This window comes from Kribbella albertanoniae, from assembly GCF_004348455.1.
Classification (GTDB): domain Bacteria; phylum Actinomycetota; class Actinomycetes; order Propionibacteriales; family Kribbellaceae; genus Kribbella; species Kribbella albertanoniae.
This window is the reverse complement of sequence record NZ_SMKA01000288.1, coordinates 1-11,569: the sequence shown is the minus strand read 5'-3', so window position 1 is coordinate 11,569 and position 11,569 is coordinate 1. Positions and strand designations below refer to the sequence as shown.

At 68.3% G+C, this 11,569-nt stretch carries 13 protein-coding genes; 5 read left to right on the top strand and 8 right to left on the bottom strand.

All coding sequences use genetic code 11. The annotated features are described in order from the left end of the window. Positions 1-1,228, bottom strand: a 1,228-nt coding sequence (locus tag E1261_RS37890) for an amidohydrolase family protein (RefSeq protein ID WP_202875386.1), incomplete at its 3' end; no start/stop codon positions are given. Positions 1,229-1,294: 66 nt separating this feature from the next. Between E1261_RS37890 and E1261_RS37885 the strand changes: the two genes are divergently transcribed. Beyond that, a complete protein-coding gene (locus E1261_RS37885) occupies positions 1,295-1,786 on the top strand; it encodes a MarR family winged helix-turn-helix transcriptional regulator (RefSeq protein ID WP_132414569.1) in 492 nt (163 codons plus the stop codon). Between the two features lie 45 nt (positions 1,787-1,831). Here E1261_RS37885 and E1261_RS37880 read toward each other — a convergent pair whose 3' ends face one another. Beyond that, entirely contained in the window at positions 1,832-2,047 is a 216-nt protein-coding gene (locus E1261_RS37880) for a helix-turn-helix domain-containing protein (RefSeq protein WP_012923942.1), read from the bottom strand. Between the two features lie 136 nt (positions 2,048-2,183). After that, on the bottom strand, positions 2,184-3,359 hold the full coding sequence (locus tag E1261_RS37875; protein WP_132414568.1) for an acetoin utilization protein AcuC: 1,176 nt from the start codon (positions 3,357-3,359) through the stop codon (positions 2,184-2,186). A 119-nt stretch (positions 3,360-3,478) separates the two neighbouring features. On the opposite strand from E1261_RS37875, the gene E1261_RS37870 reads away from it, so the two are divergent. Next, the gene (locus tag E1261_RS37870; RefSeq protein WP_132414567.1) at positions 3,479-4,615 is read left to right on the top strand and encodes a GDSL-type esterase/lipase family protein; all 1,137 of its coding nucleotides are present in this window, start codon (positions 3,479-3,481) and stop codon (positions 4,613-4,615) included. On the opposite strand, the gene E1261_RS37865 is transcribed toward E1261_RS37870, so the two are convergent. After that, on the bottom strand, positions 4,612-5,106 hold the full coding sequence (locus tag E1261_RS37865) for a GNAT family N-acetyltransferase (protein ID WP_165952781.1): 495 nt from the start codon (positions 5,104-5,106) through the stop codon (positions 4,612-4,614). The two genes, E1261_RS37870 and E1261_RS37865, sit on opposite strands and share 4 nt — an antisense overlap. A gap of 329 nt (positions 5,107-5,435) precedes the next feature. On the opposite strand from E1261_RS37865, the gene trpS reads away from it, so the two are divergent. After that, positions 5,436-6,401 carry a tryptophan--tRNA ligase gene (trpS, locus tag E1261_RS37860; RefSeq protein ID WP_132414565.1) on the top strand — a complete coding sequence of 322 codons (966 nt, stop codon included), beginning with the start codon at positions 5,436-5,438 and terminating at the stop codon, positions 6,399-6,401. Then, entirely contained in the window at positions 6,398-7,141 is a 744-nt protein-coding gene (locus E1261_RS37855; RefSeq protein WP_132414564.1) for an endonuclease/exonuclease/phosphatase family protein, read from the top strand. The genes trpS and E1261_RS37855 overlap by 4 nt, the downstream gene beginning before the upstream one ends. Here the strand turns inward: E1261_RS37855 and E1261_RS37850 are convergent. The 4 genes from E1261_RS37850 to E1261_RS37835 are packed head-to-tail and all read right to left on the bottom strand — an operon-like array spanning position 7,138 to position 10,458. Then, the gene (locus E1261_RS37850) at positions 7,138-8,040 is read right to left on the bottom strand and encodes a TIGR03560 family F420-dependent LLM class oxidoreductase (RefSeq protein ID WP_132414563.1); all 903 of its coding nucleotides are present in this window, start codon (positions 8,038-8,040) and stop codon (positions 7,138-7,140) included. The genes E1261_RS37855 and E1261_RS37850 overlap by 4 nt on opposite strands. A 22-nt stretch (positions 8,041-8,062) precedes the next feature. Continuing rightward, positions 8,063-8,641, bottom strand: a complete 579-nt coding sequence (locus tag E1261_RS37845) for a hypothetical protein (protein WP_238176681.1) — start codon at positions 8,639-8,641, stop codon at positions 8,063-8,065. 55 nt (positions 8,642-8,696) lie between these two features. Continuing rightward, entirely contained in the window at positions 8,697-9,500 is an 804-nt protein-coding gene (proC, locus tag E1261_RS37840) for a pyrroline-5-carboxylate reductase (RefSeq protein ID WP_132414562.1), read from the bottom strand. A gap of 28 nt (positions 9,501-9,528) precedes the next feature. After that, positions 9,529-10,458 (bottom strand): proline dehydrogenase family protein, encoded by a 930-nt coding sequence (locus E1261_RS37835; RefSeq protein ID WP_132414561.1) that lies wholly within the window; start codon positions 10,456-10,458, stop codon positions 9,529-9,531. Positions 10,459-10,621: 163 nt separating this feature from the next. Here E1261_RS37835 and E1261_RS37830 point away from each other — a divergent pair. Then, the coding region (locus E1261_RS37830) for a DUF695 domain-containing protein (RefSeq protein WP_132414560.1) at positions 10,622-11,569 on the top strand (948 nt) is incomplete at its 3' end.

Genomic DNA, 11,569 nt, shown 5'->3' with positions numbered 1-11,569 from the left:
GGTGGGTGGTGGAGGTGGCTAGGGCGGCCAGGGCCTCGGGGACGGGCGTGGTGGTTAGGCGTCCGTTGCGTTTGACCACCGTGCCGCCGACGAGGACTGTTTCTACGTTGCCGGGGTGGGCTGAGGTAACGACGGTGGCTACTGGGTCCTGGAGGCCGCCGGCCAGGTTGAGGTCGGTGGCGCGCAGCAGGATGAGGTCGGCTTGGTTGCCTATGGCAAGGGAGCCGATGTCGGGGAGATTGAGGGCATGGGCGCCGGCGACGGTGGCCAGTTGGAGGACTTCGGCGGCAGTGAAGGAGTTGTGGCCGAGGGCGAGGATCTCGCGCATGGCGCTGAATATGTCGCCGGCGGCACTGGTGACAGTGTCGATGCCGAGGCTGACGGGGACACCCAGGGACTTCAGGCGGGCCGCGACGGGCGCGCCCATTTCGAGGCGGGACTCGACTGCGGGGGCGATCGAGACCGAGGCGCCGGATTCGGCGATCAGTTTCAGTTCCGCGTCGGAAAGGTTGTTGCAGTGCACATAGAGCGTGTCGGGACGTAGCAGGTTCGCCGAAGCCAGGAGTGCGATCGGGGTCTCGGTGAGGTGACTGCGGTCGATGTGGGTGACGATCGAGAGCCCGAGTTCAGCAGCCAAGGCCCAGTCGGCTTCGACGACCTCGAACGGTGCGTAGGCGGGTCCGGTGGATGCGACCGCGACGGTGATCCGGTCGGAGGCGAGGGCAGCGACCCGCCGCAATGCACTCCCGTCAACCGGACCGCCGACCAGCGGCGACGGTCCGAAGCCGAAGACGGCGCGGATCCCACTGCGATCCAGCGCATCGACCGCAGCCTCGGCAAACGACGCCGAGCCCTGAACATGCGAATAGTCCTGCACGGTGGTGATACCGCCGTCGAGGCACTCCAGCGCACCAACAAGGTTGCTTGCGGCAACATCCGAAGGCCGGTACCGCGTTCCGCGCGCCTGCATCACCTTGTCGAAATAGAACCCGAGATCCCCCGCGGTCCCGATCCCCCGCAGCGCCGTCTGCCAAACGTGCCGGTGGGTGTCGACGAACCCCGGCAGCACGATCCGCCCGCGCGCATCAATCACGGAAGCGCCATCAGCGGACAGCCCAGGCCCGACCGCCACGATCCGGCCATCCGAGATCAGTACGTCGGTCTCCGGCCGCACCACCACTTCCGGCGCGGTGTCGATCACCAGGCCGCCTTGGACGAGTATGCGCATCAGAAAAATCTCCTCAGTAGAAAGCTTTCTTAAAAGCTATCATCAAAGGCATCTAGACTGTCAACCATGACGACGGATCGGGTGGACGGGATCATCGCGGCCTGGCAGGACGAGCTGCCGGCCGCGCTGCACCCGACCAGCGAGCTGAGCAAGCGCGTGATGGTGCTGGCCGACGCCCTGGAGCAGGCCACCCGGCCGGTGCTGCGGGAGCTCGGCCTGACCGCGGCCGAGTTCGACGTGATCGTCGCGCTCCGCCGATCAGGAGCGCCGTACCGGCAGAAGCCCTCGGATCTGAGCCGCAACCTGTTCCTGTCCTCCGGCGGCACCAGCAACGTGATCAACCAGCTGGTACGGCGGGGCTACGTCGACCGCGAGCCCGACCCGGTCGACGGCCGGGGCACCCAGATCCGGCTGACCGCCGACGGCATCAAGGCCGCCGAGGAGGCCGTGATCGCCACCTCGTCGGCCCACCACCAGGTGTGGACCGGGCACCCGGACGCAACGGTCCAGCAGGCGATCGGCGTACTGCGGACGCTGTCCGGGCTGGACGGGACATGACGAGGCGGCCGGTCCCAACTAGGGATCCGGCCGCCTCTCTCGTGGTTATCCGGCCTGAAAGAAGGCGCCCTTGAGGTAGTCGTGCACGGCATCCTCAGACACCCGGAACGAACGACCCACCCGCACCGCGGGCAGCTCACCGGAATGCACCAACCGGTACACCGTCATCTTGGACACGCGCATGGCCGTGGCAACCTCTGCCACGGTCAAGAACTTCACCTCTGCGAGCGGCTGCTCACCACCGGACTTCTTTGATGCCATTTGCGCACCGCACTTCCAGCACGGATCGTGCGCCGGCTTCCCCTCCGGCACCTCCGTCCGTGCATGTGACGAGGGTAGTGGCTGTTGGTGCGAATGGGAAAGAGGGGGACTCGTGTGACTCGATCCTGTGACGAAGTCAGTACGTCGGGTCAAGGCCCAGGTACGGGAAAGCGACATCCCGGGTGGCCTTGATCGACCGGTCCAGCCAGGTGTCGGGGTTGTAACCGGTCGACCAGTCGATGTACTCGGGATCGCGGCCGTCCGTCATCCGCAGCGGCGCGACCCGGCCGAACCGGATCCGCACCTCCTCGCGCCACGCCTCCGGCACCAGCGTCTGCGGATCGACCGGCTTCCCCGCGACGATCGCCAGCAGGTGGCTCCAGGCGCGCGGGACGACGTCGATGATCGCGTAGCCGCCACCACCGGTGGCCACCCACTTCCCATCACACACCTCGTGGGCCAAGTCGTGCAGGGCCAGGTACGCCGCTCGCTGCCCATCGACTGTCTTGGTCAGATGAGCGAGCGGGTCCTCCACATGGGAATCACACCCGTGTTGGGTGACCAGGATCGACGGCTGGAACGCCTTCAGAACGTCAGGCACGATCGCGTGAAAGGCCCGCAACCACCCCGCATCCCCGGTCCCGGGCGGCAGCGGGATGTTGACCGCCGATCCTCGCGCGTCCGGTCCGCCGATCTCACCGGCGCTGCCGGTCCCTGGGAAGAGCGTGGTCGGCGACTCGTGCAGGCTCACGGTCAGCACCCGGGGGTCGTTGTAGAAGACCTCCTGTACGCCGTCCCCGTGGTGCACGTCGACATCGACGTACGCGACTCGCTCGGCGCCCTGGTCGAGCAGCCACTGGATGGCGATCGCGGGGTCGTTGTAGACGCAGAAGCCGCTGGCCCGGTTCGGCATCGCGTGGTGCAGCCCGCCGGCGATGTTCGCCGCGTGCAGCACCTCGCCCTCCCAGACCGATCGCGCAGCCTCGACGCTGGCCCCGGCGATCTGCGCGCTGACGTCGTGCATCCCGGCGAAGTTGTAGGTGTCGTCCGACCCGAGTCCGTGCTCGAGATCCGGTACGTCGGGATGTTCGCCGGCCCGTTTGACCGCCTCGACGTACTCCGCCGTGTGCACGGTCCGCAGCAGCTCGTCACTCGCCACCGGCGCGGGGACAATCGTCAACTGGTCCAGGATGCCGAGCTCCCGCGCCAGCCGGATGGTCAGTTGGACCCGGATCGGACTCATCGGATGCCCGCGCCCGAAGTCGTACTTCGTCAGGCCGTCCTCGAAGACCAGTCTCGCCTCACCACTCATGGATCCGACCATAGCGGTCCGCCCGATGTTCAGGGTCGGTCGAAAGGTTTGCCCGTCTCCCGCGACCGGCTCAGGATCGATGCGCCACGTCCGGCCCGCCCACCTCGAGGAGAAACCTCATGCGTGCGATCTATCGCGCACTGCCCGCCCTGCTCGGCACCGCGGCCCTGATCGGCAGCGCCGTCACCGCCGCCACCGTCACCGGTGCCACAAACGCACCCGCCGCGGACGGCCCCGCCGTACCGATCGAGCGGGCGACCCCGACCAAACTCATGCCGATCGGCGACTCGAACACGGGCAGCTCCACCGGCAGCGGGGCGGGGTCGTACCGCCCCGACCTGTGGCAACTGCTCAGGGCGGACGGGCGGCCGGTCGACTTCGTCGGCTCGGGTGCCGCCGGCCCGGCGAACCTGATGGACCCCGACCACGAGGGCCACGGCGGCTGGACGATCAGCCAGATCCAGGCCAATGTCGTCGGCTGGCTGAACACCTACCGGCCGGACGTGATCACGCTCCAGATCGGCACCAACGACATGTACGACGACGCGGCGGCGGGCGCGGCGCCCGGCAGACTGTCGGCACTGATCGACAGCATCACCACGACGCTGCCGGACGTGAAGGTCTTCGTGACCACGATCCCGCAGCTCCAGGACCCCAACCACCACAGCCGGGTCGCCGCCTTCAACTACACGATCCCCGGGATCGTCGCCGCGAAGGTTGCCGCTGGCAAGAGTGTCACCGCCTTGGACGCGAACTCGGGCCTCTTCCAGCCCTACGACTTCGTCGACATGTGGCACCCGAACTACGGCGCCGCGTCGAAGGCGGCGGTTCGCTGGTACGCCGCTCTGACCGGCCAGCAGGTGACCCGCCTGGAAGCCGAGCAGTCGGCCAACGCCTCGATCAGTGGCGCGCCGACCAAACGGACCCAGATCGTGTCAGCCTCCGGTGGCGCGAAGATCGGCTACATCGACCTGGACACCAGCTTCGTCAAGTTCACCTTCGAGGTCGGTGCCGCAGGCAACTACCGGATCCGGGCCAGGGGCGCGAACGGGATGAACGCCGTGTGCAGCCACAAGGTCAGCGCGAACGGCGGCCCGCAGGCGATCGTCAGCTACCCCTCGTACGGCTGGGACCTGCTCGGCGTCTCGAAGGTCGACCTGCCGCTGAACGCAGGCAAGAACACGGTCACCTTCATGAAGGGCGACTGCTACACCGAGCTGGACGCGATCGACATCAGCTTGGTCCCGACGGCCTAGAGCGTCTGGGACATCAGCGTGAGCGGGCGCGTCGGGTCGTAGAACGTCTCGACGCGTCCGGTCGGCTCGAACCCGGCCCGGCGGTAGAACGCGGCCGCTCGCGGGGCGGCGTCGTAGACCCAGAGCAGCAGCCGCTTGTACTGCTGCTCCCGGGACCAGGCGATCAGCTCAGTGGTCAGCTCATCAGCAACGCGCTGACCACGGAACGACGGGTCGACCCACATCGACAGCATCAACGCAGCGTCCGGGTCCCGCTCGTCCGGTCCCGCCGGGGCGCCGACCACCATCCCGGCCGGTTGGCCGTCGGCTTCGGCCAGCAGGGTCACCTTGTCGGTGGAGCGCAGCCGGGATCGCCAGTCCTCCTCGGTCAGCACCACCGCGCCGTCGTACGTCTGGTAGAAGGATCCCGGCGCCTCGATCAGGGCGCGCAGCCGGACCTCGCGCAGGATGGCCCAGTCGTCCTCGGCCAGTCGCCGTACCAGCACCGTCATGACCTCATCCTGACAAACCCGATTCGGCGGGCGGCGCAACACCCCTCCACAGGCTGCGCCGGCCCGCCCGAGCGCTGGGTCAGCAGCGGGTCCAACGTCCGGTTCATCGGTGCCGGACTGCAAAGCGTTACAGATTTTGCAGAACATGTGCAGACCGATCGCCCACAGTGAGCTAATCTGGGGTTGTGAACACGAATCTGCAGCTGTGGTGGGCCGTCTAGGGCGGTCACCCGGCGTTCACACGCATCCACGAGGCCGTCTCGCCGAGACGGCCTTTTTTTGTGCCCTCGGTGGGGCTCTCGCCACTCACCTCACCGAAAGGTCATGACATGACCTCGCTCTCCGGTATCACCCCGTCCGGCCGGCTGACCCTGGGCAACCACCTCGGCGCCCTGCGGCGGTTCACCGATCCCGACGGATTCTTCTTCGTCGCGAACCTGCACGCGATGACCACCAAACACGATCCACGGCGGCTCGCCACGCTCACCCGGGAGTGCGCGACGCTGATGCTGGCGGCCGGGATCCCGCCCGGGGCGGTCTTCGTCCAGTCCGACGTCTCGACGCACGCCCAGCTCGCGTACCTGCTCGAGTGCACCTCGTACGTCGGCGAGCTGTCCCGGATGATCCAGTACAAACAGAAGGGCGGCCGGCCGATGACCCGGGCGTCGCTGTTCACCTACCCGTGCCTGATGGCGGCGGACATCCTCCTGTACGGCGCCCAGCGGGTCCCGGTCGGCGGCGATCAGGATCAGCACGTGGAGCTGGCCCGGGACATCGCGATCCGGTTCAACCGCGAGTACGGCGAGACGTTCGTCGTACCGGAGTTGCACAAGGCGGCGCTGGCCACCCGGATCAAGGACCTGGCGAACCCGACCGCCAAGATGAGCAAGTCCGACTCCGACGACGCGGTCGGGACGATCCGGCTGCTCGACCCGCCGGACGTGATCCGGCGCCAGGTGATGCGGGCCGTCACGGACTCCGAGAACGAGGTCCGCCACGACGAGTCCTCGAAGCCCGGTGTGACGAACTTGTTGGAGATCCTGGCTGCGTGCACGGACGGCGATCCGGTCGCGCTGGCGGCGGCGTACTCGTCGTACGGCGAGCTCAAGCAGGACGTGGCGGACGCCGTACTGGCCGTGATCGAGCCGCTGCAGAAGGAGTACGCCCGGTTGGCGACCGACCCTGGAGCGATCGACGAATTGCTCGCTCAAGGGCGGGATCGTGCCCTCGAAGCCAGCACTCCCCGACTCCGCGCGGCGACCCAAGCGATGGGTTTGGCAGGATCGTTGCCATGAAGATCAGGGCCGCCACCTTCAACCTCCGTAACTCCTCCGCCCCGGACGGCGAGAACGCCTGGCCGCTCCGGCGGGAGGCAGCGGTGGCGGCGATCGAGCTGCTCGAGGCCGATGTGGTCGGGTTGCAGGAGGTGCTGCCCGACCAGCTCGACTACCTGCGGTTCCGGTTCCCGAAGTACGAGATCGTCGGCGCCGGGCGGGACGACGGGATGAGTGCCGGTGAGCATTCGTCCGTGCTGGTCCGGCCTGGTGACTGGCGGATCGAGCGGTCCGAGACGCGCTGGCTGTCCGACGACCCCGGTACGCCGGGATCGGTCGGCTGGGACGCGCATCTGACCCGGGTGGCCACGCTCGTGTGGCTGCGGCACCGCAGCGGTACGACGATCGGCGTACTGAACACGCATTACGACCACGCGGGCGAGGTCGCGCAGCTGCAGTCGTCGCGCCTGGTCGCGAAGTGGGTCGCCGGTGAGGTGCCGTGGATCGTGATGGGCGACCTGAACGCGACCCCGGACTCCCCGCCGCTGAAGGCGCTGACGGACGCCGGGCTGCGGTACGCCGTACCGGCCGATGCCGGTGGTAGCTGGCACGACTTCACCGGGGCCGAGGACGATGACCGGATCGACCACATCCTGATCAGCCCGGCCTGGACGGTGACCGAGGCAGCCGTCTCCCACTTCCGTCCGGGCGGACGGCTGCCCAGCGATCACTGGCCCGTGATGGCCACGCTTTCTCTCTAGATCTTGTTGAAGACCTCTTCGCGGAGGCGTTCGAGGGTTTCGTAGCGCTTGGCGCCGGAGCCGAACCAGTGGTCCGGGACGAGGATCTCGTCGATGCCCGCCTCGGGGTATTGGGCGACGACGTCGAGGACCTCCTGGGCGGAGCCCATGATCACGTGCAGCCCGCGGGACTCGAAGTTCTCCTTGCGCGCGACCGCTTCGGTGTCGCCGGGGGCGATCACCTCGAGGAAGGTCTGGGCGGAGCGGCGTACCGTCTTCGGGTCGCGACCGATCCGCTCACAGTGCTCGGCGAACACTTTGCCCTTGTGGGCGGCGAGTTCTGGGCGGCCCCAGTGGTTCCACTCGTCGGCGTACTTGGCAACGATGCCCAGGGCAACCTTCTCGCCGGCGGCTCCGATCAGAACCGGCAGCTTGGCCGGCTTCGGCTCGAGCGGGGCGCCTTTGAGTTGGTAGTACTTGCCGTCGAAGGTTGCTCGCTCCTCGGTGAGCAGGCCCGTCAGGACCTGGCAGGCCTCTTCGAAACGGGCCAGCAGCTCCTTGGTCGGCGGCAGTTCGATGCCGTAGACCTCGTGCTCGTTCACCTGCCAGCCGGCGCCGATGCCGTACACGAACCGGCCGTTGCTCATCTGGTCGATGGTCGCGGCCGCGTTCGCCGCGACGGCCGGATGCCGGTAGGTGTTGCCGAGCACCATCGACCCGATCCGCACTCGCTCGGTCCGGACCGCGAGACCGGCGAGCAGCGCGAACGCCTCGTTCACCGGCACCGACAGGTCGTCGCCGTTCTTCATGAAGTGGTCGGCGATCCAGACGCCGTGCCAGCCGGTGCGCTCGGCGTACTCGGCACCTTCGAGTACTTCGGTCCACGTCCGGCCGGCGTTCGGCCAAAAGGAAAAGTCCATGGCCTCGACCTTATGCCGGGCGTCAGACCAGGTGCCAGCGCATCATGAAAGACCCGAAGGACAGCACGAGGTAGAGCAGGACGAGCAGGGCGCCGATGCCGGGGCGCGGGGTGGCGCGGCGGGCCGGGCGGCCGGCGGCCTTGATGCGCAGGGCCTCCATCACCGCGGCGACCTCGGCGGTGCGGTCGCCGGGGATGCCGTTGATCTCGTTCTCGTCCTGGTTGCGGGTCAGGACGACGTTGTCGTCGCCGACCTCGATCTTGTCGACGTCCTGCCAGGGCAGGCTGCGGATCAGCATGCTCGTGCGGGCCTTGAGGGCGGTCGGCGTCAGCATCACCCGGTACAGCACGACGCCGCCGGCGATCCGGACCACCGAAGCGCCGATGACGGTCAGCAGGAAGACCGCGAGGATGTCGCGGGCGCCCATCCAGAGCCACGAGTTCAGCGCCGGCACGGCGATGAACGGCGTGATGAACAACGCCCAGGCCCACCACGGCGCGGGATCCAGCGGGACCCGCCACGGCAAGGCCGGTAGCTGGGCCACCGGCTCCGGAGCAGGGCTCAGCTGCTCGGGGCTCTGCTGCTCCGAACGATTACCCATGAGCGGGACCCTAGTCGATTCAAGCCTGCGGGAAAGAATGGGCTTCAGAATAACGCTATTCGGCGGCGAGATCCCGCGAGCGGTTCCGGGCTGCCTCGATCGCGGACAGGAACGCGGCCCGGACCTTGTGGTCCTCCAACTCCCGTACGGCGGCCGCCGTCGTACCGCCCGGCGATGTCACCCGCTCGCGCAGCACGGTCGGGTGCTCACCGGTCTCCCGCAGCAGCTTCGCCGAACCGAAGAGGGTCTGTACGACGAGGTCGGTGGCCGTGGTGCGCGGCAGCCCCATGTGGACACCGGCCTCGATCATCGACTCGACCACGAAGAAGATGTACGCCGGACCGGACCCGGAGATCGCGGTCACCGCATCCTGCTGCTTCTCCGGCACCCGGATCACCCGGCCGGTCGCGGACAGCAGGCCCTCGGCCAGGGCGAGGTGGCTCTCGTCGCAGTGCGCACCGCGGGAGATCGCGGCCATCCCCTCGTCGACGAGGGCCGGCGTGTTCGGCATCACCCGGACGACCGCGACACCTTCGGGCAGCCGCGACTCGATGAAGCTCGTCGAGATACCAGCGGCCAGCGAGACCACGGTCTGCTCCGGGCGGACCACCGACGCGATCTCACCCAGCAACTCCGGCATGTCCTGCGGCTTCACGACCAGCACGAGCGTGTCGGCCTTCACCGCGGCATCCAGGTTGGACACGACATCGACGCCGTACCGCTCCCGCAGCTCGGCGGCACGCTCGGCCCGGCGCTCGGTGATCAGCAACTGCTCCGGTCGTCGCCCGGCCCGGATCAGCCCCGACAACAACGTCTCGCCCATCACACCGGCCCCGAGAATGGCCACCTGGTCAGTCATGCCCACACAGTACGACTTTTACTGAGTTCTACTTCTTGCTGATCAAGGAGCGGGCGAAGAACTGGAGGTTGGCCGGGCGCTCGGCCAGGCGGCGAACCAGGTAGCCGTACCAGTCCTCGCCGTACGGGATGTAGACCCGCATGGTGTGACCGAGGCCGGCCAGCCGGAGCTGCTCCTCGGGGCGGATGCCGAAGAGCATCTGGTACTCGAAGGAGCCCGGCTGGCGGTTCGCGCGGTCGGCGAGGGAGCCGGCGATCGCGATCAGCCGCGGGTCGTGCGACGCGATCATCGGGTAGCCGGTGCCGTTCATCAGGATCTTCAGCGCCCGGACGTACGCCTTGTCGACCTGGCGCTTGTCCTGGAAGGCGACCGACTCGGGCTCCTTGTAGGCACCCTTGCAGAGGCGGACCCGGGAACCGGCGTGCGCGAGGTCGCGGCAGTCGCCCTCGGTCCGGCGGAGGTAGGCCTGCAGCACCGCACCGGTCTCCGGGAAGTCCTGGCGCAGCTCGCGCAGGATGCCCAGCGTGGAGTCGGTGGTGGTGTGGTCCTCCATGTCGAGGGTGACCGTCGTACCGGCGTTGCGGGCGGCGTGGCAGATCGTCCGGGCGTTCTCCAGGGCGATCTTCTCGCCGTCACCGGGCAGCGCCTGGCCGACCGCGGACAGCTTGACCGACACCTCGGCGTTCTTGGTGAGGCCGGCTTGGGAGAGCTTGCGGAGCAGCTCGAGGTAGGCGTCCACGGTCGCGGTCGCCGCGGACAGGTCGGTGACGTCCTCACCGAGGTGGTCCAGGGTGACGTTCAGGCCGTTGCTGACCAGCTTCTCGGTGGCCAGCACGGCCTCCGGAGCGGTCTCACCGGCCACGAACCGGGCCACGATGCCACTGGAAACAGGCATGGCCGAGACGGCCTTCTTGATCTGGGGGCTGCGGGACATGCCCAGCAGGACTCGCCGAAGCACTTCTGTTCTCCTCCTCAAGCCAGCCGGCCCCATATGCCAGTGGTGTCTGCAGGTTACGTGCCTGAACCAGGTGCCCCATAATCCTGTGGCCGGGACCACACCAGTGGCGTACTGGTCCGGTCACGGACTGTATCCGCACCTCTGGCGAGGGAAGATGGGACGTATGCCCATCTTCAAGCGTCGCAAGGCGGCCGTCGTGGAGGCCGACCCGATCGGCGCGTTCTGGACCTGGTGGACCTCGGCCGGCGCGACGCTCGTCGCCGAAGCGATCGCCCGGAAAGAGCCCGCCGCGATCGGCGCGACCCTGAGCGAGTGGGTGAACCGCGTCCACCCCGAGCTCGACTGGGAGCTGGGACCCGGCTTGCACGCCCAGCACGCCCTCATCGTCACCGCCGCCGGGAACCCGAGCCGCCGCGCGACCGCCCGCCGCTGGCTCCGCTCGGCACCGGCTTCCGACGAGTTGTGGGAGTACGCCGATCTGCGCCGGCCGGGGCCGATCAGCACCATCCAGTTCGAGGGGCTGCCCGCCGTACCGATTGAGCAAGCCGTGGTCGAGGTTGACCCGGATGCTTCCGCGATTCATGTCGGGGTGTTCCATCCGGCGTTCCCCGATCTGCCGGTCGAGGTGCGGCAGCGGGTCACCTTCCTGATCCTCGATCTCGTCCTCGGTGAGGAGATGGTCGAGACCTGGATCGGCGCCATCGACACCCTCGACCGACCACCCGTGGACGCCCGGCCGATCGACACCCTGCTCCCCGCCGTCGCGGGGTTCGCGGCCGAACACACCCTCGAGGACGGCAGCCCCGCCTGGAAGATGCTCGAAGGCACCCGCGACGGCCAGCGCCTGATCGCGACCGCCGAGTACCCCCTGCGCTCCATCCGCCGCCCGCACCTCGACACCCACGTCGAGATCTCCGTCGGCTACCCCGTGGTCCGCGACGACGGCCTCCCCGAATCCGACATGCTCGACGAACTCCGCGCCTTCGAAGACCACCTCACCGCCCGCCTCGGCGGCTCCGGCAACCTCCTGGCCCACGAAACCTCCGCCGGCACCCGCCTCCTGCACTACTACACCGACGGCACCACCCCCGCCGCCGCCCAACTCCAAGCC